General features: G+C 60.6%; 25 protein-coding genes. 10 read left to right on the top strand and 15 right to left on the bottom strand.

What is annotated here, in order from left to right:
• Positions 1-5: 5 nt before the first annotated feature.
• The 6 genes from AB7D48_RS11255 to AB7D48_RS11230 form a co-directional block, all read right to left on the bottom strand.
• Complete coding sequence (locus tag AB7D48_RS11255) at positions 6-371, bottom strand: response regulator (RefSeq protein ID WP_427979018.1); 366 nt, start codon at positions 369-371, stop codon at positions 6-8.
• Positions 368-667 (bottom strand): STAS domain-containing protein, encoded by a 300-nt coding sequence (locus AB7D48_RS11250; RefSeq protein WP_427979015.1) that lies wholly within the window; start codon positions 665-667, stop codon positions 368-370. The genes AB7D48_RS11255 and AB7D48_RS11250 overlap by 4 nt, the downstream gene beginning before the upstream one ends.
• 48 nt (positions 668-715) lie before the next feature.
• Positions 716-2,704 (bottom strand): methyl-accepting chemotaxis protein, encoded by a 1,989-nt coding sequence (locus tag AB7D48_RS11245; protein ID WP_427979013.1) that lies wholly within the window; start codon positions 2,702-2,704, stop codon positions 716-718.
• Between the two features lie 307 nt (positions 2,705-3,011).
• Positions 3,012-3,722 (bottom strand): uroporphyrinogen-III C-methyltransferase, encoded by a 711-nt coding sequence (cobA, locus tag AB7D48_RS11240; protein ID WP_427979010.1) that lies wholly within the window; start codon positions 3,720-3,722, stop codon positions 3,012-3,014.
• A 197-nt stretch (positions 3,723-3,919) separates the two neighbouring features.
• Positions 3,920-4,774 (bottom strand): division plane positioning ATPase MipZ, encoded by an 855-nt coding sequence (locus AB7D48_RS11235; protein ID WP_427979008.1) that lies wholly within the window; start codon positions 4,772-4,774, stop codon positions 3,920-3,922.
• A gap of 67 nt (positions 4,775-4,841) precedes the next feature.
• Positions 4,842-6,041, bottom strand: coding sequence for an MFS transporter (locus tag AB7D48_RS11230; protein WP_427979005.1), 1,200 nt, complete (start codon positions 6,039-6,041; stop codon positions 4,842-4,844).
• Positions 6,042-6,167: 126 nt separating this feature from the next.
• On the opposite strand from AB7D48_RS11230, the gene AB7D48_RS11225 reads away from it, so the two are divergent.
• The gene (locus tag AB7D48_RS11225; protein ID WP_427979002.1) at positions 6,168-6,956 is read left to right on the top strand and encodes an AraC family transcriptional regulator; all 789 of its coding nucleotides are present in this window, start codon (positions 6,168-6,170) and stop codon (positions 6,954-6,956) included.
• A gap of 6 nt (positions 6,957-6,962) precedes the next feature.
• Here AB7D48_RS11225 and AB7D48_RS11220 read toward each other — a convergent pair whose 3' ends face one another.
• Entirely contained in the window at positions 6,963-8,378 is a 1,416-nt protein-coding gene (locus tag AB7D48_RS11220) for an NAD(P)H-dependent flavin oxidoreductase (RefSeq protein ID WP_427979000.1), read from the bottom strand.
• Positions 8,379-8,515: 137 nt separating this feature from the next.
• Between AB7D48_RS11220 and AB7D48_RS11215 the strand changes: the two genes are divergently transcribed.
• The 8 genes from AB7D48_RS11215 to xth all read left to right on the top strand — a co-directional run bounded on the left by AB7D48_RS11215 (position 8,516) and on the right by xth (position 14,609).
• Positions 8,516-9,271 (top strand): HesA/MoeB/ThiF family protein, encoded by a 756-nt coding sequence (locus AB7D48_RS11215; protein WP_427978997.1) that lies wholly within the window; start codon positions 8,516-8,518, stop codon positions 9,269-9,271.
• Complete coding sequence (locus AB7D48_RS11210) at positions 9,253-9,825, top strand: SH3 domain-containing protein (protein WP_427978993.1); 573 nt, start codon at positions 9,253-9,255, stop codon at positions 9,823-9,825. The genes AB7D48_RS11215 and AB7D48_RS11210 overlap by 19 nt, the downstream gene beginning before the upstream one ends.
• 114 nt (positions 9,826-9,939) lie before the next feature.
• Positions 9,940-10,389 carry a GcrA family cell cycle regulator gene (locus AB7D48_RS11205; RefSeq protein ID WP_427978992.1) on the top strand — a complete coding sequence of 150 codons (450 nt, stop codon included), beginning with the start codon at positions 9,940-9,942 and terminating at the stop codon, positions 10,387-10,389.
• A gap of 193 nt (positions 10,390-10,582) precedes the next feature.
• Positions 10,583-10,831 (top strand): cold-shock protein, encoded by a 249-nt coding sequence (locus AB7D48_RS11200; protein ID WP_427978990.1) that lies wholly within the window; start codon positions 10,583-10,585, stop codon positions 10,829-10,831.
• Between the two features lie 189 nt (positions 10,832-11,020).
• Positions 11,021-12,418, top strand: a complete 1,398-nt coding sequence (locus AB7D48_RS11195; RefSeq protein WP_427978987.1) for a leucyl aminopeptidase family protein — start codon at positions 11,021-11,023, stop codon at positions 12,416-12,418.
• A 320-nt stretch (positions 12,419-12,738) separates the two neighbouring features.
• Complete coding sequence (locus tag AB7D48_RS11190; protein ID WP_427978985.1) at positions 12,739-13,119, top strand: MarR family transcriptional regulator; 381 nt, start codon at positions 12,739-12,741, stop codon at positions 13,117-13,119.
• Complete coding sequence (locus AB7D48_RS11185) at positions 13,067-13,768, top strand: LolA family protein (RefSeq protein ID WP_427978983.1); 702 nt, start codon at positions 13,067-13,069, stop codon at positions 13,766-13,768. The genes AB7D48_RS11190 and AB7D48_RS11185 overlap by 53 nt, the downstream gene beginning before the upstream one ends.
• Before the next feature lie 31 nt (positions 13,769-13,799).
• The gene (xth, locus tag AB7D48_RS11180; protein ID WP_427978980.1) at positions 13,800-14,609 is read left to right on the top strand and encodes an exodeoxyribonuclease III; all 810 of its coding nucleotides are present in this window, start codon (positions 13,800-13,802) and stop codon (positions 14,607-14,609) included.
• Between the two features lie 159 nt (positions 14,610-14,768).
• Here xth and AB7D48_RS11175 read toward each other — a convergent pair whose 3' ends face one another.
• The 5 genes from AB7D48_RS11175 to AB7D48_RS11155 all read right to left on the bottom strand — a co-directional run bounded on the left by AB7D48_RS11175 (position 14,769) and on the right by AB7D48_RS11155 (position 18,476).
• Positions 14,769-15,332: a histidine phosphatase family protein gene (locus AB7D48_RS11175; protein ID WP_427978977.1), complete on the bottom strand. Its 564-nt coding sequence runs from the start codon at positions 15,330-15,332 to the stop codon at positions 14,769-14,771.
• A gap of 1 nt (position 15,333) precedes the next feature.
• Positions 15,334-15,951 carry a glutathione S-transferase N-terminal domain-containing protein gene (locus tag AB7D48_RS11170; protein ID WP_427978975.1) on the bottom strand — a complete coding sequence of 206 codons (618 nt, stop codon included), beginning with the start codon at positions 15,949-15,951 and terminating at the stop codon, positions 15,334-15,336.
• A gap of 142 nt (positions 15,952-16,093) precedes the next feature.
• On the bottom strand, positions 16,094-17,026 hold the full coding sequence (locus AB7D48_RS11165; RefSeq protein WP_427978973.1) for a ribose-phosphate pyrophosphokinase: 933 nt from the start codon (positions 17,024-17,026) through the stop codon (positions 16,094-16,096).
• A 61-nt stretch (positions 17,027-17,087) separates the two neighbouring features.
• A complete protein-coding gene (proC, locus tag AB7D48_RS11160; RefSeq protein WP_427978970.1) occupies positions 17,088-17,894 on the bottom strand; it encodes a pyrroline-5-carboxylate reductase in 807 nt (268 codons plus the stop codon).
• Positions 17,895-17,966: 72 nt separating this feature from the next.
• A complete protein-coding gene (locus tag AB7D48_RS11155) occupies positions 17,967-18,476 on the bottom strand; it encodes a YbjN domain-containing protein (protein ID WP_427978968.1) in 510 nt (169 codons plus the stop codon).
• A gap of 221 nt (positions 18,477-18,697) precedes the next feature.
• Between AB7D48_RS11155 and AB7D48_RS11150 the strand changes: the two genes are divergently transcribed.
• Entirely contained in the window at positions 18,698-19,474 is a 777-nt protein-coding gene (locus AB7D48_RS11150) for a tetratricopeptide repeat protein (RefSeq protein ID WP_427978965.1), read from the top strand.
• A gap of 41 nt (positions 19,475-19,515) precedes the next feature.
• On the opposite strand, the gene eno is transcribed toward AB7D48_RS11150, so the two are convergent.
• The 3 genes from eno to ftsZ form a co-directional block, all read right to left on the bottom strand.
• Complete coding sequence (eno, locus tag AB7D48_RS11145; protein ID WP_427978963.1) at positions 19,516-20,793, bottom strand: phosphopyruvate hydratase; 1,278 nt, start codon at positions 20,791-20,793, stop codon at positions 19,516-19,518.
• 64 nt (positions 20,794-20,857) lie between these two features.
• Entirely contained in the window at positions 20,858-21,766 is a 909-nt protein-coding gene (gene lpxC / locus AB7D48_RS11140; protein WP_427978960.1) for a UDP-3-O-acyl-N-acetylglucosamine deacetylase, read from the bottom strand.
• 251 nt (positions 21,767-22,017) lie between these two features.
• On the bottom strand, positions 22,018-23,529 hold the full coding sequence (gene ftsZ, locus AB7D48_RS11135; RefSeq protein ID WP_427978957.1) for a cell division protein FtsZ: 1,512 nt from the start codon (positions 23,527-23,529) through the stop codon (positions 22,018-22,020).
• Between the last annotated feature and the right edge of the window lie 6 nt (positions 23,530-23,535).

Below are 23,535 nucleotides of genomic sequence, written 5' to 3'. Positions count from 1 at the left end.
ATTTATCAGGCCATAACGCGGCGGATGGCATCCACCAACTTCACTGGGTCAAATGGTTTAACAATCCATCCCGTCGCGCCAGCTTCCCTCGCGCGATTTTTCTTTTCCGTATCAACTTCCGTCGTCAAAACTAGAACCGGCGTTCCGCGACGAGTTTCATCTTGTCGAACCGCCTGAATAAAACCAAAACCATCCATGCGCGGCATATTGATGTCGGTTACGATAACATCAGGCATTTCGGAAGCCAAAACTTCTAGTCCATGGACTCCATCCTCCGCCTGGATGACACGAAACCCCGCGGCAACAAGAGATTGACGAAGCATATCCCTCATGGCGCGTGAATCATCAACTGTCAGGACCGTCATACTCATTTGGCTTTTTCTCCGCTCTCAACATCTGGCTTATATCCAAGCTCTCCTGGAGAGATTCCCATTAATTCTAGAGTTGCCGTAAACTCATCGGAAGGATTCTGTATTAAGAACAACTGTCCATCCGCCACCCAGGCCGCCCGTGCCGCCAGCAGAATTTGCAAACATTGGGCTCCGCAACGCTGAACCTGTCCAGCTTCAACTAAAATTTCATGGCCTCTCTGACGCAGAAAATCTTCCAACAATCCTGAAGCGGCTACCATGTCCATTACCGCCGGCAATTCAATTTCCTCTTTCATGGTTATGACTTTCACCACCATTTAATGACGATATTTTAACGGACCAAGTTAGAACTCATCCCAGTCATCGGCTTCAACCGGCATAACTTTCTTGAATTTTCCTGGTGACACTGCGTTGTTAGGCATCGGGACAACCTTCTGAATCGTTTCCTGCTTAGCCGATTTGGTCACTGCTGGCTTGGCTTGCGGCATGCCCTCACCAATACGGAACTGCCCAACAAGCCTGGCCAACTCGTCAGCCTCGTTTGCCAAGGCGTGAGAGGCGGCGGTGCTTTGCTCAACCATGGCCGCATTCTGCTGGGTGACTTGGTCCATCCGGTTTACTGCATCATTGACCCCGGCTAAGGCCATGGACTGTTCCTTGGTTGACGAGGCCATATCCGTTACCAAAATATTCAACCGGCTAACCTGTTCAACAATTCTGGTAAGCGCTTGACCCGTTTCATTCACCAGCCTGACCCCTGTCTGCACCTGCAAGCCGGATGCGTTGATCAGCGCCTTGATTTCTTTGGCCGCATCGGCGGAACGCTGTGCCAATGCCCGTACTTCGGTGGCGACAACGGCAAAGCCACGCCCAGCATCGCCCGCGCGGGCGGCCTCCACCCCGGCATTCAGCGCCAGTAGATTGGTCTGAAAAGCAATCTCGTCGATCACTCCGATGATATTTGAAATTTTCTTCGAGGAGGCCTCGATTTCACCCATCGCCGTGACGGTTTCATTGACCACGCTTCCTGAACGCTCGGCATCGCTCTTCGCCTCATCGACCAATTGGCTTGCCTCGCTCGCCCCCTCGGAGGACTTGCGCACGGTCACCGTGATTTCATCCAAAGCCGCCGCCGTTTCTTCCAAATTCGCCGCCTGCTGCTCCGTGCGGTGCGACAGATCGTCAGAACTCTGCGTGATCTCTCCGGCACTCGCCCGCACACCTTGCGCATTGGTGGAAATCTGCTGCAATGTGCTTTGCAATGTTTCGACGGCCTTGTTGAAATCCTTCCTCAGTTTTTCATATTCGCTGGCAAATTCATCCTTGATTCTGAAAATGAGATCCCCATCGGAAAGCCGCTCCAACCCGTTGGCCAGCGTCTGGACCACATGCGCCTGGACCGCCGCCGCCGCTTCCCGCGCGCTCTGCTCTCTGGCACGCTCTGCTTCCACTTGAGCGGCGTTGCGCCTCGCAACCTCCTCGACACGCTGTTTTTCAAGTCCAGCCTCCTTGAACAGCGAGACGGCGCGCGACATTTCACCGATCTCATCCTTGCGGTCGCTTTCAGGCACATCGGTCGACAAATCGCCACCGCTCAGCCTCGTCATCGCATCGCGCAGCGCGGTCAGGGGCCTGACAATTCCACCGCGAATGACGAAAAACGCCACCAGGATCACAATCATCAGGACGAGAAACACAAGCCCACCGGAAATCCAGACGATACGGATCGCCTGCTTTTCCAGCCCCTTGACCTTCAGCGCCGCGATGTTTTGCAATTTTTGACTTTGCGTCAACACAGCCTTGGTCAAAGGTGGCAATAGTGGCGCGCAGTTCATGTTGAATTCAGACTGCGCCTGCGCGTTACCCATGATATCCGTCGCGTTAATCGCGAGATCGCGCGCTTTCAGGCAAGCCTTGCCAAAAACCTCATTGCTCCTGACCAAAAGATCATGAATTTCATCCGCCTGGTCTGGTGCCAACTTGGCCGCCAGGGACATTTCCTGACTGAAGGTCTCGGCGGCATTCTTCATCTCTTGATCATGCTGCGCGTTCAACCGGCCATCGACACTAATCATCAATGCTTCAAGCCCCGCCTGCTCCTTCTGAAGCGCGGCATTTGCCTCCGCCATGTTGAACGCGGCCTGAACATCGCTGCCGTTGATCTCGGTGCCGTGCTTCGCGATTCTGGACATCTGGATGGACAACATGCCGGTGGAAACCATCATGAACGCACCGAGCACCCCTAGAATAGCCAGAATTTTAGCAATGATCGGCAGATTTTTCATATTGGTCCTCAAGGATGGAACGGCCAGACGCTTCGCGGCGGCGGCCATGCGCGCCGCCATCGTTCTTATGACCGTTGAACTTTAAGGATTGGTTGCCAAAAACATTCTGGACACGGATGGCGGCAAGAGTGGCTCAACTCTCGCAGGACGCGTCAACCAAATATCCTGGCCCGTACGCGTCCGCCCAGTTTAGAACAGCTTAAGAACTTCTAAAAAACACGAAAAATTATGGAACGTTTCCCTGAGGCTGGCTCTTTTTACAAAAGACTCCGGCTTTTGAGGTCTTCTTTATAAAAAGAACCCCAATATTGTAATCATTTCAAACCATCAGCTCGTAACGACTCAGAAACACCCCCTAAGCCAGCGCCACCCCCACCAACAGCAGAACCGGCCCCGAGGGCGCGGCGCGGACCAAGGAGGCGGGCAATTGCGCCAGATTGGCACGAATCACACGTTCCCCCGGCAGGCTGGCCGCCTCCACCGCAACGGCTGGCAGCTCCGGCGGCAATCCGGCGTCCAATAGCCTGCCGACCAAGCCGGGCAGATGCTTGCTCCCCATATAGATGGCCAAAGTCCCCCCCGCCCTGGCAAGGGCTGCCCAATCATGCGCCGGCAGGCCATCCTCGGCTCCATGGCCGGTGATAACATGCAGCGAGCGGGCCGTGCGCCTTTGTGTGAGCGAGGTTTCCAACGCCGCCGCCGCCGCCGAGGCCGCCGTCACCCCCGGCACCACCTCAAAGGCAAACCCCGCCGCGCGCAGCGCCTCCATTTCTTCCGTCAGACGGCCGAAAATCGCCGGATCGCCGCCTTTTAGCCGCACCACCAGCCTGCCTGTTCCGGCGGCTTCCACCAGCAAGCGGCAAATCTCGGCCTGCGCGGTGGAAGCCTGGCCGCAACGCTTACCGACATCCACAATCTCAGCCTCGGGATTGATGAGCGCTAAAATCTCCGGCCCAACCAGGCTGTCATGCAGCACCACCTGCGCGCGGCTTAGCAAACGCGCGGTTTTCAACGTCAACAGATCAGGATCGCCCGGCCCTGCTCCGGCCAGGAATATACGTGCCATTCTTACTTCCACATTCCAGTGTGGATGCTCATTGGCCAAAGCGGCCGGAATGGCAAGCGCAACACAACAAATTGAAAAAGCTTGAGAATTTAAAGATAATTCAAATTCTTGCCAAAACCCGCCCCACCCACGGCTCTCCGTGGCAAAGCACACCAGAAACAAGCATGAATTTAGAGGATCTTTTTTGGGTTTCCGTTTCAGGCCACCAATTCGGCGCGGTCGCCAGCCATGGCGGGCGGCAGCTTAATGGCGGCGATCAGGGCCCGCACCTCGTTGCGGGCGGCGATATGAGACAACCCCATGGCGATGCCGATATTGGCTTCCTTCACATCCATCAATGTCAGCCCCTGCAAATATAGCTCGCGGAAGATCACACGCTCGCCAAATCCCTTCAGCGTGCGAAACCCAATGCGCTTGGCCAGGCTTTCCAGCGTCTCACCGACATCGCGTTTGTTGCGCGCCTCCACGGCGGCCAGGCGGTTACGCATCACAATCCAGTCGATCTTGCCCCGGTCACGGTTGAACCGGGTCTTGCGCGCCTCCCATACCATCTCGGAATAGATGCTGGGCTTGATGATGTCGTGATTATCCGGCTCGACCTTGGCCAGCATCGAAAAATCGACAAAACTGTCATTAATCGGCGTGATCAGCGTATCCGCGAAGGAATGGCCGTAGCGGGAAAGAAAATTATCGGTGCCCGGGCAATCGACCACGATCACCTCGGCGCCGCCTTCCACCAATTCGGACACGGCATGGTCGAAACGCTCGCGCTCCTGCGCCTCAACCTCCTGCCTGTTATCCAGTTCGGACCGAAAGACCGGGCGGAACGCCGGCAGGGGCAACTCTATCCCCTTGCTCTCGACAAAGGCCTGGCGGGCGGCCAGCGTTCCAGCCAGCGTGCCCTGCCGCGCATCCAGATCCATGGCGCCGACACGGTAACCATCCCGCAGCAGCGAGACGATAATATGAATCGAGGTGGTGGACTTGCCGGAGCCCCCCTTCTCGTTCCCCAACACGATGAAATATGGCTTTCGTCCCGCCTGCGCCGTCATGCCGCTGCTCCTCATCCCGCTGGTCAGGCTTCCAGAATAGCCGAATCCCGCGATTCGCCCCAATGAATCATGCGCGGCGAGCACTCGCCATCGGCGGCAGAAACGCCGCCAGCAACCCGATGAGCGGCAGGAAAGAACAAAGCTTATAAACCTCCGCGATGCCATAGCGGTCCGCCATGGCCCCCAGCACCGCCGCGCCGATGCCGCCCATGCCGAAAGCCAGCCCGAAGAACAGGCCAGAAACGGCACCGACGCGCCCTGGCATCAATTCGGTGGCATAGACGACAATGGAGGAAAAGGCCGAGGACAGCACGAGGCCGATGATCACCGTCAGCACAACGGTCAGGTGCAGCCCCGCGTAAGGCAACACCAGGGCAAACGGCGCCACCCCCAGAATGGACACCCAGATCACCGCCTTGCGCCCGATCCTGTCGCCAATGGGGCCTCCCGCCACGGTGCCGATGGCCGCCGCCGCCATGAAGGCGAACAGATGCAGCTGCGCTGCCTGCACATCAAGGTGAAAACGCTGCATCAGATAGAAAATATAATAACTGGTGAAGCTCGCTATATAGAAGAACTTGGAGAACATCAGCGCCAGCAGCACGCTCAGCGCGAGAATCAGGCGCCCGCGCGGCAATGCCTCGGCGGCGGCGCGGCGCGGCGCGCGCTTGGCGTGACCCTGGGCCTGGTACCAGCGCCCCAGCGCCGAAAGAATGGCGATGGCGCCAAAAGCCACCACGGCGAACCAGGCGATGCTGGCACGGCCATGCGGCAGCACGACGAACGCGGCCATCAGAGGGCCCAGCGCCTGACCGAAATTACCACCAACCTGAAAGACCGACTGCGCCAGCCCGTGGCGCCCACCCGAAGCCAGCCGCGCGATCCGCGATGCCTCGGGATGAAAGACGGAAGAGCCAATGCCAAGCAGCCCAGCCCCCAGCACCAGCAGACCATAGCTGGGCGCGAAAGCCAGGGTCACAAGCCCCGCCAGGGTGAACCCCATGCCGAAAGGCAAGGAAAAAGGCAGCGGTTTATTGTCGGTGAACAGCCCGACGAGCGGCTGCAACAAGGACGCGGTGATCTGATAGGTCAGGGTCAGCGCGCCGATCTGACCGAAATTGAGATTGAAGCCGCCCTTCAAGATTGGATACACCGCCGGCAACAAGGATTGCAGCAGGTCGTTTAGCATATGGCACAGGCTGATGGCCGCCAATACCGGCCCCGCCGTGCCAGCGCCCCGTTCAGGCGCCGCGATGGTCTGACTCATGCGTTTGATTCCCCGCTCCGCATAGGGCGGAGCCTTTCGCTTTGTTGCTTGTGGCAAAAGAAGCAACTATGCCGGACCAAGCCAGCCTACAACCGCAAGCAGGCCGGAAATTTACGAGACCGGGCCATGGTATGGAATAGCCGCATTGAGTTTCTTGAAGATGTCGCCCGGCCATTATTGGCCTTGGGCACGGACTACAAGAACGGTCATGAGATTCCCGCCCACAAGCACCGGCGGCATCAGCTTCTGTTCAGCGCGGCGGGCACGGTCATCGTCACCACCCTTGGCGGCAGTTGGGTTATCCCGCCGGGACAAGGCATCTGGATCCCAGCCGGGGTCGAGCATGCCGTGAAGATGCTGGGTGAGGTCCCCATGCGCAGCCTGTATCTGGATCCGACCGCCATATCGGACATGCCAGAGGATTGTCAGGTCATGGCGATACCGGCCTTCATGCAGGGCCTGATGCGCGAAGCGCTGGATATTCCCGCCGAATATGAGCTGAGCAGCCGTGCCGCCGCCCTGATGACCCTGCTTCTGCATGAGCTGCACCGGCTCTCCAGCCTGCCCCTGGGCCTGCCGATGCCAACGGGCCACCATCCCCTTCTGACGCGTTGCCAAAACTTCCTGAAGGCCCCCACCCCGCACGCCACCATCGATGAATGGGCGACCAGCCTGGGTCTCAGCCGCCGCGCCTTTACCCGGCTATTCCGGCGGGAAACAGGGCAAAGCTTCGCCGTCTGGCGGCAGCATGCCTGCTTGCATGCCGCCCTGCCCCGTCTTGGCGCGGGGGAATCGGTAACGCAGGTGGCCCTCGACCTCGGCTATGACAACCCGGCCGCCTTCACCGCGATGTTCAAACGCTGCCTGGGCGTCCCGCCGCGCCATTATCTGCGGCGCGGCGACGAGCATTCCTGAAACATCTCACTTGCCGGTGAGAATACGCTCCACGAGTTGCTTCACCGTCGGGATGAAACCGTTGGAATAGAACGGGTCCGTGGCAAAACGATGGGCGTTATGCCCCGCGAACATCAGATTGTGATCCATGGCCGCCTCATCGTCCGGCGCCGCATGCACGACGGCCTGCAGGGTCTTCTGGATGCAGAAACTGCGTGGATCCGCCTTTTTGCCGTTATCGAAACTCGGCTCATGCTGCGACCAGTTGGAAAAGCGGCACTGGCTGAGACAGCCCATGCAGTTCACCTGATCCTCATGAATCTCACGGGCCTTTTCGGGCCCCACGAAAATCAGCGTGGAATCCGGCGTGCGCAGCGCCTCGGTAAACCCTTCATCCTCCCATTCCTTCGCACGGGCATAATCCGGCGCGGTAAGATATACAGACCGCTTGCGCGCGCCCACGCCATATTCCACCAGATGCTCGCCCACCGGCTCGGGGCTATAGGCCACCTGGCGCTCGTTGCGGGTCCTGAGTTCCTGAATGAAATCATTATTCACCGCCGAGGAATAAAACCCGGTCGGCGAAAAACGGTTGAGGAACACATCGCCGGGCTTAAGCTTCAGCAAGCGGTCTTTCCAGCTTTGTGGAATGGGGCTTTCCTTGGTCAGCAGCGGGCGCGTGCCAAACTGAAAGGCGATCGGCCCGATTTCGGGATTATCGATATAATCCTTCCACTCCTCCAGCGCCCAGACGCCGCCGGCCATGATGATCGGCGTGTCGTGCAGCCCAAACTCCCGCATCACCTTGCGCAAGGCCACAAGGCGCGGATAGGGGCTTTCCGGCTTTTCCGGGTTTTCGGAATTGGACAAGCCATTATGCCCGCCCGCCAGCCAGGGATCCTCATACACCACCCCGCCCAGAAGGTGGGACACCTTGGAATAAGCCCGCTTCCAGAGCGCGGAGAAAGCCCGGCTGGAGGAAACGATGGGATAATAATGCACGTTGAACTTGGCCGCGATGTCAGACAGGCGATAGGGCATGCCCGCCCCGCAGGTGATGCCGCTGACAATCCCCTTGGTGCGTTCCAGAATCCCGTTAATGACGCGCTCGGCCCCGCCCATCTCCCATAGGATATTGGCATGGATGCGCCCCTTGCCGCCGGAAATCTCCCAGGCGCGCCGCGCCTGGGCGACACCGCCCTCGATCGCGTAACGGATCAGTTCCTCATGACGGTCCCGCCGAGTGCGGCCATGATAAATCTGGGGAATGACATGCCCCGCCTCGTCGTAACTGTCAGCATTCACAGCCGAGAAGGTGCCAACTCCTCCCGCGAGCGCCCAATGGCCCGCGCTGACACCGTTGGAGGCGGCAACGCCCTTGCCGCCCTCGACCAGGGGAAGAATATCCAAACCACCCATGCGGATGGCATTGATCACCGTCATATAAACAACCTCACAGCCGGGTCTCGCCCCGCGGGAACACAATTTTGCCTTATCCGCCCCTATTACCAGATTGACACACGGCGTGAAGTGTTTTCGCGGTTTGGCCGAAGGAAGATAAGCATAATATAAGCCGCGCCATGGACCTCAATTTCTCAGAAGCCGAAATCCAGCGTTATTCCAGGCATATATTGCTGCCGGAACTGGGCGGCACCGGCCAGGCCAAGCTGAAGGCGGCACGGGTGCTGGTGGTGGGAGCGGGCGGGCTGGGCTCGCCCTTGGCGCTCTATCTGACGGCGGCGGGCATCGGCACGCTCGGGCTGGTGGATGCCGACAAGGTCGAGTTGTCCAATCTTCAGCGTCAAATTCTGCACGGCACCAACAATCTGGAACAGTTGAAGGTGGAATCCGCCGCCGAGTCGCTGCGGCGGCTCAACCCTCTGGTCAAGGTCGAATGCCACGCCACGCGGCTGACCCGCGAGAACGCGGCCCGGCTGATCGCGGATTATGATCTGGTTTGCGACGGCACCGACAATTTCACCACGCGCTTCCTGATCGCGGATGAATGCGTGGCGGCGCGCAAAACCCTGGTCTCCGCCGCCGTGCTGCGCTTCGAAGGACAGATCTCCACCTTCAAACCGCATGAGGGCGGCCCCTGCTATCGCTGCCTCTACCCCGAGCCGCCCCCGGACGGGTTGGTGCCTGCCTGTTCCGAGGCGGGCGTGATGGGCGCTGTCACCGGCGTGATGGGGGCGATGCAGGCGGTGGAAGTCATCAAGGAGATCACCGGCATTGGCCAGTCCCTCTCCGGCCATCTGCTGGTCTGGGACGCGCTCGCCTCGGAATTCCGTAAGGTCAGGCTGAGAAAGGATCCCGCATGCCCCGTCTGCGGCTGATATTGCTGCTGCTGGCGCCGCTGCTCTGCGCCGCCGCGCCGGTTTCCGCCCCCTCGCCAGCGGCTGGGGCGGCCGCCAGCCAACCACCGCCCGATCCCGGCACCGGCCCCGGCCCGGCGCGCGGCAGCGTGACCGGGCTCCCCATACCGCGCTTTGTCAGCCTGCGCTCGGACAAGGTGAATTTTCGCGCCGGGCCTGGATTTCAATATCCGGTGAACTGGGTTTATCAGCGCGAGGGGCTACCCGTGGAAATCATCGGTGAATTCGACGTCTGGCGCCATGTGCTGGCACCGGATGGCGGAACCGGCTGGGTGCATGAGGCCACCATACGCGCCAGACGCGGTTTTTACGTCACCGTACCGCAAGCCGCCCTGCGCAGCGCTCCCCACCCCAGCGCCAATATCGTCGCCTACTTCAAGCATGGCGTTTCCGGGCGGCTGCTACGATGCCAGGCCAACGGAGATTATTGCAAGGTCGCCACGAAGTTTGAAACCGGCTATCTGGCACGCAGTGATTTCTGGGGCGCGTTTCCTGGCGAAACGGTTAAACCCTGACATCGTCCAAAAAAGTTTTCCACAGAAAAGGACTCGGGAAAGCGCTGCTAAACATTGCCCGGACGCCTCGCCGAAGCTACTGTATCTAGTAGGTTGAATAAGGGGGCCCACAATATGGAGTGGACAGATGAAACAATCGCGCGGCTGCGCGCATTGTGGGCGGAAGGTTTGTCTACCGCCGAGATCGGCCGACGCCTCAATATTTCCAAAAATGCCGTCGTCGGCAAGGCACACCGCCTGAGCTTGCCCGCGCGCCCCTCCCCCATCCGCCGAACCACGGGGGAAGCCACTCCACGCCCGACCACGCCAAAACGCACACAGGGGCCGACCCTGCCGCCCTTGCCTGCTTCCGTCAGCGCGCCCGTGCCTGTCTTGCGCGCCATCGCGCCGGCCCCGAAACCGCAGCAGCCCCGTGCCCTGCCCTGCTGCTGGCCCATCGGCGAACCAGGGCGGCCGGGTTTCCATTTCTGCAACGCTGCCGCCGTGACCGGTAAGCCCTATTGCGAGGAGCATGCGGCCATTGCTTATGTCCGGGTACGAGACAAACGCGAAGATGTAGCCTAAGCCAGGACAAAACCCAACAAGCCAGGCCGGACGGCATCGCCGCCCGGCCTTTTGTTTTGAATTTATGCCGCAATGCAGCACAAACTTTCCAATTGATCGCAAATTTCAAATAGGCTTAGACTAACCAGTACCGGGTCAATACCCGGCATGAATGACCCAGGCTCGCATGACGTGAGCAAAGAGAGGCGTCGATATGGAAACGATTCAGGACAACACAGTCGAACAAGATACAAACTCCCTCACCGGGATCGTGAAATGGTTCAACCCCGGCAAGGGGTATGGGTTCATTGCCCCTGATCGTGGCGGCAACGATATATTCGTGCATATCAGCGCCGTGCAGCATGCGGGCTTGCGGAAGCTGAATGAAGGGGAGCGGGTCCGCTTCGCGCTCCAACAACGGGAAGGCCGTGTCGCCGCCATTGGCATCGAAAGGCTGCACTAAACCGCCCCACCACCTTGGCGGCAGCGCCGTTTCAGACACGTAAAAGACGAATGCGCGAATGAACCAGACAGCCCTCTATCCTGGGCCGTCTGGTTCATGGTTATTTATATGGCGGCAATCATCCCATAAAGCTTGGTTTGTCGTCATCGGTCATGGCGAAGCCGGCGATCCGGCATTACATATTTCAGCATGATCACCTCAGCGCTGAACTTCCTGGACATACCGGCCGGCCTGGACATGACCGGCACCCCCGCCTTGCCGCTCCACGCGGTCAGACCCGGCAACTGGCGAGAAACCCTGTCGCACCTTCCCACCGCCGCCATGCAGGCCGGGCTGTTGAAATTCGACGCCCAGGCCGGGCGTGTCTTGCTCATACCAGACACGCAAGGCGCGCTTATTGCCGCCGCGCTGGGGCTTGGTGACGGCGATCCCCTAGAAGGTTTCGGAGCCGCCGCCGCTGCTTTGCCCGCGGGCAGCGCATGGCGGATCGAACCGGGTAATTTTTCACAGGATGATGCCGAACTCGGCTTTCTGCTCGGGGCCTACCGCTACGTCTCACGCCGCGCGGAGAAACCCTCCCTCGCCTCGCTCACGGCGGCCTCCCCCCGGGCGCGGACCATTGCCGGCGCGATGATGCTGGCGCGGGAACTGATCAATACCCCCGCTAACCTGCTCGGCCCCCAGGAACTGGCGCAAACGGCCATGGCCCTTGCCCAGCGCCATGGCGCCGAAACGGAATGCGTGCAAGGCGCCGCGCTGGCTGAACGCTTCCCCGCGATCCACACGGTTGGCGCGGGGTCGGACAGACCAGCCGCCGCCGTCATACTCCGCTGGCGCGGCACCGCCGCCGGAGATGACGCAAAACTTGTTTCGCTCTGTGGAAAAGGTGTTTGTTTCGATACTGGCGGATATGATTTAAAGCCCAGCGGCGCCATGCGGCTGATGCGCAAGGACATGGGCGGGGCGGCCATTGTCCTGGGACTGGCCTCGGCGATCATGGCGCTCGATTTGCCCATCAGGCTTGAGCTGCGAATCGGTTGTGTGGAAAACAGCGTGTCCGGCCATGCGATGCGGCCATCCGACATTATCCGTACCCGCGCCGGCCTGAGCGTTGAAGTTGGCAACACGGACGCGGAGGGGCGGCTTGTTCTATGCGACCTGCTGTCGGAAGCCTCCGAAACCACTCCTGACTGGCTGATAGATACAGCGACATTGACCGGCGCCGCCAGGGTCGCGTTAGGGCCTGATTTACCAGCCTTGTTTTGCAATAACGACAGCATGGCTGACACCATTCTCACCGCCGGCCTCGCCGCGAACGACCCGCTCTGGCGCCTGCCCCTGCATGCCGGCTATGCCAAATGGCTGGAAACCCCCTTCGCTGATCTCTGCAATATTTCTACAAAACCTTTTGCCGGCGCCATAACAGCGGCTCTTTTCCTGCAATATTTCATTCCGAAACAAGTTTCCTGGGCTCATATCGACACTTATGCCTGGAACGACTCAACCAGACCGGGAAAACCAGAAGGCGGGGACGCGCAAACATTGCGGGCATTGCTGGCGGCGACGGAAAAACTGACCGCCGCTTGACCAGGATTTTTGTTATTTCGCGTCACACCAGAAAGTTGAGACGTTACAAACAGAAAATAACAAAGATCAAAAAACATATTGATATAGACTTGTTTTTTTCAACACAACCCTTCCGTGTTCAACCACCGCGCCAGTTTTGTAACACAGCCGACAGGAAAGTTTGGTTTTGTTAGTAGTACGGACAAAGATTTTTCCGCTTTCATATTGAAGCGCCTTTGAAAATTCCTATAGTATCGTGCACTAATCGTTTAGGCGGTGAAGAGCTTTGGCTTTTTGCTGACAATTCAAGCGATTTTCGCTATCTAAGGAATTTTAAGAGTATGGCTTCTCCACAACTTTCGTCTGACCAGCTGGTTGGAATCCTCCGTGACACCATCGTTTCACTGGTACGGCGGGACGGCGTCGATCTTTCGGCCCGGCAGCTGGGAGTGTTCCTCACCTGTTATTTGAACGAGGGTGGCCATACGGTGCGTGGCTTGGCGCAGGAGCTGAACGTCTCGAAACCCGCGATCACCCGCGCGCTCGACCGTCTGACGGAGCTTGATTATGTCCGCCGTAAGGTCGACCCGTCGGACCGCCGCTCCGTTCTGGTCCAGCGCACCGTGAAGGGGGCTGCATTTCTGCGCGAGACGCGCCATATTATGGTCGATGCTCTCGCTGCGAACAAAACCGAAGCCTCCAGCCGCCGCGCTGCCGGCTAACCCCTCCTGCCGCCGCCGCTCCCTGGGCGTGGCGGCGCTGTTTCTGGCTGTCTCGCTGTCTGCTCCGGCCTGGGGGCAGACAGCGCCAAAGCCCCTATCGGCTTCTGACAAGGCATTGATCGCCCAGATCGAGGCCTATCTGAACGCCCAGAAAGGGCTGACGGCGAACTTCCTGCAAGTCGCCGCGGACGGCTCGACCCGCACCGGCAAGGCTTGGCTGGAACGGCCCGGCAAGATGCGCTTTGCCTACGACCCTCCGGATCCGCAACTACTCGTCGCCGGTTTTGGCATCCTGGTCTATCACGACCCTCAGCTGGGGCAGACCACCAATATTCCGCTCAGCTCCACGCCGCTTGGCATTTTGCTGGCCCCGCATGTGAATCTCGAATCAGCGGGCGTCTATGTCACCAATATCGACCGTCAGCCAGGCCAGGTGAATCTGACACTGGCCCGTAAGGGCAAGGAAGCCGCCGGCACGCTGACCCTGTCTTTCTCGACCGATCCGCTGGAATTGCGCGCCTGGGTGGTCACCGATGCGCAAGGCAAACAAACCAGCGTGCATCTGTACGACATCGCGCCGGGCGGGCCTTTCCCGAATTCCCTGTTCCAATTCACGCCCTCCTCATCTCCGATACCGACCGGGGGATAGCCAGCCCCGGAAAAGGCTGTAGAAAAGCCGCATGAAACTGACCGTCGCCACCTGGAACATCAATTCCCTGCGCTTGCGCCAGGCACATCTGCACAAGCTGGTGGCGGCCTTGCGGCCAGACATCATCTGCCTGCAAGAAACCAAGGTGCCGGATGAGCTGTTTCCAGAAGCGATCGCCGCTGAGATCGGCTTTCCGCACGTGCTGAAACGCGGCATGAAAAGCTATAATGGCGTGGCCCTGCTCTCACGCCTGCCGCTGACCCTGGCTTCATCCATGCCCGATTGGTGTGGCAAGACCGATTGCCGCCATATCTGCGCAACCATCGAAACACCCAACGGCCCGCTGCATCTTCATAATTTCTACGTCCCCGCCGGTGGCGATGTTCCCGACCGTGGCAGCAACGAGAAATTCGCGCATAAGCTGGATTTTCTGGCCGAGGCCAAGGCACATTTCAAAAAAACTCCGCCCCAGCGCGCCATTCTCGTCGGCGACCTGAACATTGCCCCGTTGGAACATGATGTCTGGAGCCATAAACAGCTTCTCGATGTCGTCAGCCATACACCTGTCGAGGTCGAGGCGCTAACGGCATGGCGCGATACCGGGTTTCATGACGGCATCAGGCACTTCGTTCCAGACTCAGAAAAGCTTTATACTTGGTGGTCTTACCGTAACCGCGACTGGGCGGCTTCCAACCGCGGCCGCCGGCTGGACCATATCTGGGTCTCCTCTGACCTCGTTCCCGCACTGGACAGCCATGAGATCCTGCGTGAAGCCCGCAGCTGGGAACAGCCTTCGGACCATGTCCCCGTGGCCCTGACGCTGAACCTTCCCACGTCGTAAAATTTCCATATCGCTTTCGGCCCGGGCGGTTTGAGCCGACCAGCCTTTTCCCAAAAAGAGCCCGGGCTTTCAGACGTTTTTATAACATGCGCCTAAACCGCCGCTGATTTTTCAATTCTCCCAGCTCGCCGCCAGCATGGCCCTCAAACAAGACAGGGACTAATCCTCCTCCCCCGGGCTGACGATTTGCCACCCGTGCTCTCCAGGTTCGCAATAAAGCGGCACGGCATTGCGGGTGACACCTTCCCTTGGCAGTCCCATCAATTCACGCAGCGCGCGGAATACCCCGCCATGAGCGACGATCAGCACCGGACCAGGCCGCCCGGCCAGAACAGTTTCCATCGCCGTTTCAACCCGCACCGTCAAAGCCGCGAAACTTTCCGCACCTTCAGGGACGTAGCGCCCTTCCAGCCATTCGGGAAACCAGGGCAAAAGTGGCTTGCCTTCCATGCCGCCAAACACCACTTCCCGCAGGCCTGGCTCATAGCTGATGCCAAGGCGCAGAAAGCCATTGACGATATCCGCCGTCTCACGCGTGCGCAGCATCGGCGAGGAGACGATGCCCGTGATCCCCCGCCCCGCCAGAAACGGTCCGGCGCGTTCCGCCTGCGCCCTGCCCGTGGCGTTCAACTCGACATCCAACGCCCCCTGGCTGAGGCCAGCGGCGTTATACCGTGTTTCACCATGGCGCAGATACCAGAACGGAACACGCGGCAACGCCATCTCAGGCCAACTCCTCGCTGGCCAGGGCCCGTTGCACGGCCGGGCGGGCGCGCATCCGCTCAAGATGCGCGGCCAAAGGCTGCGGCAGGGTCATATCGGCCCGGTACGCGGCCCAATAGGTCAGGAAGAACAAGGCCGCATCCGCAATGGAGAAATCCCCCAGCAGATAGGCCTTCGCGCCTAAAGTCTGGGCCAGCAGCTTAAACCCCGCCTCCGCCGTCTCACGCCCGGTGCGCTGCACGGCGGGTTCGTCGGAATTGGTGGGGGTAAAGGCGCCGGGGCGAAAAATACGGGTAAAGCCGCGCATATGCAGGGTGGCGATCATATAATCGAGCAGTTCCAGCACACGAACCTCCCCCTCGATGCTCGCCGGCAGCAAATGCGCTTCGGGGTTGGTCTTGGCCAGATACCAGGCGATGGCCGGCCACTCGGTCACCAGCGTACCATCATCCAGGGCCAGGGCTGGCACCTTGGATTTCGGGTTTAACGAGACATAAGCCTCCTTATACTGGGCGCCAGACGTGAAATCGACCTTCACCAATTCGAACGGCTTGCCGATTTCCTCCAGCAGAACATGGATACCGAGCGAACAGGCATTGGGGAAATAGAAAAGTTTCATTGTGGCTCCCGGCGTTTTCATGGCGCCATGCGCGCCGCCAGGAGAGTTTAAGACAATTAAAAACCGCGTCCAGCCCAGGGCGGAACGCGGTCTCAGATCCAGATCAGATGGCTCTACCCCCCGGCAATGGGGAGGCGCACCGTTAATCGAACAACGAGCTGACGGAGCTTTCCGTGGAGATGCGGCGCATCGCCTCGGCCAACAACGGCGCAATGGAGAGCTGGCGGATATTATGGGCCAGACGCACGGCCTCTGTCGCCATGATGGAATCGGTAATGGTCATCATCTCGATCGGCGAAGCGGCGATCCGCGCCACCGCGCCACCGGACAGCACCCCGTGCGAGACATAAACCTCGACGGATTTGGCGCCATTGGCCAGCAGCGCCTCGGCGGCGTTGCAAAGCGTGCCGCCAGAATCGACAATGTCATCGACCAGAATGCAGTGGCGGTCCTTCACATCGCCGATGATGTTCATCACCTCGGACACACCGGCACGCTCCCGGCGCTTATCGATAATCGCCAGATCCGTGTTCAGCCGCCGGGCGATAATGCGCGCGCGCAACACACCGCCCACGTCCGGCGACACGATCATCGGCGTCCGCCCCTCGAAACGCTCCTGAATATCGCGCGAAAAGAGCGGAGCGGCCGGCAAATTATCCACCGGAATATCGAAGAAGCCCTGAATCTGCCCCGCATGGAGATCCATGGTCAGTACGCGGCTCGCACCCGCCTCGGTAATGATATTGGCCACCAGCTTCGCCGAAATCGGCGTGCGCGGCCCGGATTTGCGATCCTGCCGCGCATAGCCGAAATACGGTATGACGGCCGTGACCCGCCGGGCCGAACCGCGCCGCAGCGCATCCAGCGTGATCAGCAACTCCATCAGATTGTCATTGGTCGGGTAAGAGGTGGACTGGATGACGAACACATCCTCGCCACGCACATTCTCGTGAATCTCCACGAACACTTCCATATCCGCGAAGCGCCGGATGGAGGCTTTCGCCAATGGCAGGTTCAAACCAGCAGCGACAGCCTCAGCCAGGGGGCGGTTGCTGTTGCAGGCGACAATTTTCATGCTAGGTCTTCCCAGGGTTCTGCTGGGGCGCGGTGTAGCAACCGGGGGGGGGCAAAGTAAATTAAGCGGAGAGCTCCCGTGAGCGTTCAGTGGCCGCCTGAATGGCTGCCTTGAAAATTTTCGGCAAGGCGTCATCCGCGCGCAACAGTTTTAACGCCTCGGCGGTGGTGCCACCGGGGGAGGTCACGGCCACGCGCAGCGCCTCGGGCGTCTCGGAAGAAGCCGCCAGCAGCCCCGCCGAGCCAATAACGGTTTGCCGGGCCATGATTCGGGCCAACCCCGCGGGCAGCCCCTGGTCCAGCCCCGCTTGTTCCAGAAGCTCCGTAAGCAAAAATACATAAGCCGGGCCACCGCCGGAAATGGCGGTCACCGGGTCCAGCATGGCCTCTTCCTCCACCCAGGCCACCTCTCCCACGGCGGCGAGCAGCCGCGCCGCGAGATCGCGCCGCGCGGAGGAAACCTCGGCACCGGCAAACGCCACGGTAATGCCCTGGCGCACGGCGGCCGGCGTGTTGGGCATGGCGCGCACAATGGCGGGCGCGCCTCCCAGAAGCCCGGCCACGCCCCGCACGGTCTTTCCCGCCATGATGGAGATGAACAAGGCCGTCGCCGCGAAACGGCCATAGGCCGGCAAGGCGCCGTCGGCCATTTGCGGCTTCACCGCAAGCACCACCGCCTCCGGCATGAACCCCGCTGGCAGTTGGGAGGCATCCTTCAGTACCGTCACGCCCGGCCCGGCCAGGGATTGCGCGCCCGGCGAAGGGTCGATGACAAAAGCCTGGGAGAGGCCTTGCTCACGCCATCCGGCGAGCAAGGCGCTGCCCATGCGGCCACCGCCGATGAGCAGAAGGGAAGGAAGAGCGGTCATGACACCGCTCTAGAGCAACATCCGGCCGAATGAAATCATCCGGCCGGATAAACTTACCCGCGCAAACCGGCCTCAGGCCTCGCCGGCACATTCCAGCATGGCGGCATCCAGGGCTTCCTCGGCGCTCTTGCCACCCCAAATCACGAACTGGAACGCCGGAAAAAACCGCTCGCATTCGGTGATGGCGATATCGATCAGATCCTCGATCGATTCCGCCGCGGCGCTGGGTGTGCCACGCAACAACATGGCGTGGCGGTAGACCGGCATGCCCGTTTCCTCATCCATGCCGAAATGGCCGATCCAGAGCCGTTCATTGGCCTTGGCCAGCAGCTCATACAGCGCGCCGCGCTGCTTCACCGGCGCCTTCATGTCGAACGCGGCTGTGAAATGCATGACCGAAATCTCATCCGACCAGCAAAAATACATCCCGTAATCGCACCATTTGCCTTGCGCCTCGGCGGCGAGGTCGGATTCGGAACGGCGGTCAAACATCCATTCATTCGCGGAAACGACCTGTTCCACCAGATCGAGCGGGTTGGAGACTGTGGTTACGTCATCCTCGGCGTGAGCCAGACTGGGCATGCAAGGGGCCTCCTTGTCACCATTTGAGACTGGGTGAGACGATTCTGGCCTCCCGCGCAGTGTTTCTCCCCACGAATCGGATTTTATTCAATTTTGTGCGCCGCGTATATTAATAATGCTCCGTTACGCTTTGTTTCTCCTGCCTGTGCCCTATAAGCCGCAATGGACTTTCGGCCCGGGCCTCACCAGATTATAATAGGAAGCCTAAAGGACTCCTGAATATGACACGTTTTTCCCTCATCCCCATGGCGCTGGCCGGCGGCCTTCTGCTGGCTCCCGCCCTGCCCGCCTTCGCCCAAACCGAAGGGCCGACACCACGCCAGATCCAGAGCATGATCGATAACGGTCAGGCCGGCAGCGCCACGCAAGCGCTGAATGGCGTATTGCAGCACCATCCCGACAGCGGCACGGCCTGGTATCTGATGGCCGAGGCGCAGGATGCGCGCGGCAATGAAAACGCCGCCGCCCAGGCTCTGGCCAAGGCCGAGCAATATGCGCCGGGCCTGCCCTTCGCCAATCAGCAGAAAGCCGAGGCCCTGCGCGCCCATATCAATGGCGGGCTGAAAAACGCCGGCATGGGCCACGCGGGCGGCGGTTTCAGCCCGGTGCTGCTGGTCATAGGCGGGCTGGTGCTGCTGTTCGTGCTGCTGCGTCTGTTCTCCGGCTTCCGCCGCGGCGCGATGAACCCGGCCTATCGCCGTTATCCAGGCAACCCGAACGCGCCTTACGGCGCCTATGGCCCGAACGGTCAACCCCCTTACGGCCCCACCGGCTACGGGCCGATGGGCGGCGGCTTGGGCAGTTCCATCATGACCGGCCTTGCGGCGGGGGCTGGCTTTGCCGCCGGGGAACGGGTGGTGGATGGGCTGATGGGGGGCCACGAGGCCCAGGCCGCGCCTCCCCAGCAGGATTTCACCCCCGATCAAGATGACGGGTTGCTCGGCGACCCAGGCTGGGGCGACAGCGGTGGCGACGATCTGAACGATAATAGCTGGTAAAATCATGCCCGGCGGGACAGATCCCGCCGGGCATGGCCGTCTTAGGCCTTGCGCATCATCGGGCCGTAATAGCGGCCCGTGCCACCCAGCTCCGCCTCGATGCGGATCAGTTGGTTATATTTCGCCGTCCGGTCGGAGCGGGCCAGCGAACCGGTCTTGATCTGCCCGCAATTCGTCGCCACCGCGAGATCGGCGATGGTCGAATCTTCCGTCTCACCAGAACGATGAGACATCACGGCGGTATAACCCGCGCGATGCGCGATTTCGACCGCTTCCAGCGTCTCGGTCAGCGTGCCGATCTGATTGACCTTCACCAGAATGGAATTACCCGTGCCCGCCTCGATGCCCCGGCGCAGACGCACAGGGTTGGTGACGAACAGATCATCTCCCACCAGTTGCAACTTACCGCCGAGCCGGTCGGTCAGCGCCTTCCAGCCCTCCCAATCATCCTCGGCACAGCCATCCTCGATGGAAGCAATGGGGTAGCGCCCGCACAGATCGGCCAGATAATCGATCATCTGCCCGGCATCGAAGCGCTTGCCCTCGCCCTCGAGGTCATAAACGCCATCCTTGAAGAATTCAGTGGAGGCACAATCCAGCGCGAAGGTGATGTCCTCACCCGGCTTGTAGCCAGCCATCTCGCAGGCCTTGGCGATGAAGCTCAGTGCCTCGTCGGCGGATTTCAGGTTCGGCGCGAAACCGCCCTCATCGCCGACATTGGTGTTATGTCCCCCCTCGGCCAGCAGCTTCTTCAGCGTATGGAAGATTTCCGCGCCGATCCGCACCGCCTCGGCGACGGACGCAGCGCCCACGGGCTGGATCATGAATTCCTGAATATCGATCGGGTTGTCGGCATGCTTGCCCCCATTGACGATATTCATCATCGGCACCGGCAGGGTCCGGGCGGACACACCGCCGATATAACGGTAAAGCGGCAGCCCGTTATCCACCGCGGCCGCCTTGGCCAGCGCCAGGGAGACACCGAGAATGGCATTCGCGCCCAGACGGGCCTTGTTCGGCGTGCCGTCCAGATCGATCAGAATATTGTCGATGCCGATCTGATCCTCGGCATCCAACCCGCCGATCGTATCCAGAATCTCGCCTTCGACAGCCTGCACGGCCTTCAGCACGCCCTTGCCGCCATAGCGGGATTTATCGCCATCGCGCAGCTCCACCGCCTCATGCGCACCGGTGGAGGCGCCGGAGGGCACGGCCGCCCGGCCAAAGGCGCCGGATTCCAGCAGCACATCAACCTCCACGGTCGGGTTGCCCCGGCTATCGAGAATTTCACGGGCGACAATGTCAGCAATGGCGGTCATGGGCAGCTCCTGAAGTTGCTGCCGCGAGGTAGACCAGCCCCCGCCTCGGTGCAAGACGCCCCCGTCAGGCGGCCGTCAGTTGCAATGGCGCTTCCAGCGCTCCGGTCGCCAGACGGTAATTGGCCTGATCGGCGAAAACCGCCCGCAAAAGCTGGTTGTTCAGACCATGGCCGGTCCGGTTGCCAATGAAGCGGCCATGAATCGGCGCGCCAGCCAGATATAAATCGCCGATCACATCCAGCAGCTTGTGCCGGACGAATTCATCGTCATAGCGCAGCCCCTCGGGATTCATGATTTTTTCGTCATCCACCACCACGGCATTGGCAAGCGACCCACCCCGGGCCAGCCCAGCCTTGTGCAATGCCTCGATCTCCCCGCGCAGGGTGAAGGTCCGCGCCCGGGCGATTTCCGTAGCGAACCCGGCTTCCGAAAGGTGGAAATGATAAGCCTGCGCGCCGATGGCCTTGGCCTGAAACTCGATGGAGAGCGACAAATCGAACCCATCCCCGCCATCCTGGTGTGGGCGCAGCTCGGCAAACGCACCGTTTTGCTCGACACGCACGGGGCGCAGAATATCCAGAACCGGGCGGGCTCCGCCATGCTCCACGGTTCCAGCACTCTCGACCAGAAACAGGAACGATGCGGCGGAGCCATCGAACACCGGCAATTCCGGCGCATCCACCTCGATTATCAGGTCGTCCACGGCGGCGGCGGCCAGAGCGGCCATCAGATGCTCAATGGTGCCCACCTTGGCCTCACCGCGCGAAACCAGCGTGCAAAGCCGCGTATCGGTGACATTGTCGAACCGCGCCGGAATATCGGCGCCTAGATCCGTCCGGCGGAACAAAATTCCCGCATTCAACGGCGCCGGGCGCAGTACGATCCGCACATCCGCGCCGCTATGCAATCCCTTTCCCACGGCGGAAATGGGGGCTTTCAAGGTCCGGCGGGGAACAGCGTCACGCTGAATCATGCTGTACCTGTCACGCAAAGACGACATGAGAATCCAGTCCGTTTATCACGCATTAAACTTAATCGCCGCACCGCAACACGGCCAATAAATCATTATTTCTGATTATTTCGTTACAACCTTTTGTTTTTAAACAATGTTACCCAGAAAATATCCCGTTTATTCCCGCCTTCATGTCAAGACGCGCTTTTATCGCGGCAACAAAAAACCCCAGGCACCAGGCCTGGGGTTGCAGCATGAATATGAGGCGAAACTTACTGATTGCGGCGCAGGAAAGCCGGAATTTCCAACCCGACCTCATCCATCTGCGCGGGCCGCACGGCCGCACGGGGCGCTTCGGGTTGGGCGGTCTCGTCCGCGCGCATCGCGGGCTCCTGGCGGTGGGGCTGCGGCGCCGGTGCCGCGGCCTTATGGGCGCCAAACCCGAACACGGATTTAAAGATGCTCGTGCTCTTCGGCGGCTCGGGCGCGCGCACCGGCGTGGGGGCCGGTGCTTGCGTCATGGCCGGGCGCAGCGTGGCCGCCGGGCGCGGGGCCGGGGCTTCCATCACCGGCGCTGCTTCCATGACCGGGGCCTGCTGGGCCACGGGCATTTCCTGTCCACGCTCGGCATAGGCCTTGGCGACCAGCGGCGCGGCGGGCGGCTCGGGCACATAGCCAGCGGGGCGCCCGCCAGCTCCAGCCCCGGTTCCCATGGCCGCAGGCTGCTGCGCGTTCTGCGTCGCCACGGCCTGCACGAAATTATTGTTTTCGGCGCCGCCATTCACAACCTTGAGGTTCGGCACGGCAACGGGCATCGAATCAATGCCCGTTGCCACCACCGACACGCGGATACGTCCGGACATCGTTTCGTCGAGCGACATGCCGAACATGATATTGGCGTCGGTGTCGACCTCCTCGCTCACGCGGTTGGCGGCCTGATCGATCTCGAACAACGTCACGTCGGAACCGCCGGTGATGTTGATCAACAGACCGCGCGCGCCCTTCATGTTGGTGTCTTCGAGCAACGGGTTGCTGATCGCGGCCTCGGCGGCGCGGATCGCGCGATCCTCGCCCTCGGCCTCGCCAGTGCCCATCATCGCCTTGCCCATCTCGCGCATCACGGAGCGGACATCGGCAAAATCCAGATTCACGATACCGGGCATCACCATCAGGTCGGTCACGCCGCGCACGCCCATATAGAGCACGTTGTCGGCCATCTCGAACGCTTCTTTCCAGCCGGTGCGCTCATTGGCGACCTTGAAGAGATTCTGGTTCGGGATCACGATCAGCGTGTCGACATAGGCCTGCATCTCGACGATGCCTTCCTCGGCCGCGCGCATGCGCCGCTTGCCTTCGAAGGCGAACGGCTTGGTCACCACACCGACCGTGAGAATGTCACGCTCGCGGGCCATACGCGCGATGACCGGCGCGGCCCCCGTGCCTGTGCCTCCCCCCATGCCGGCGGTGATGAAGACCATGTGCGTGTTCTCAAGATGCCGCGCCAGATCGTCGGCGGCTTCATCGGCGGAGAGTTTACCGATGTCAGGGCGCCCACCCGCGCCATTGCCCTGGGTGAGGTGCGGCCCGAGCTGAATCCGTTTTTCCGCCAGGGAGCGCTGCAATTGCTGCGCATCCGTATTGGCGACGACAAACTCCACACCGGGGAGATTCATCTCGATCATGTTGTTGACGGCATTGCACCCACCGCCGCCGACGCCGAACACGGTGATGCGGGGTGTGAAATCCGTATGCGTGGGCTTATCGACCGACAAATGCAAAACCATGTGATT

The sequence above is a fragment of the Acidocella sp. genome, from assembly GCF_050253495.1.
Classification (GTDB): Bacteria; Pseudomonadota; Alphaproteobacteria; order Acetobacterales; family Acetobacteraceae; genus Acidocella.
This window is presented reverse-complemented; position numbering and strand designations above follow the sequence as displayed.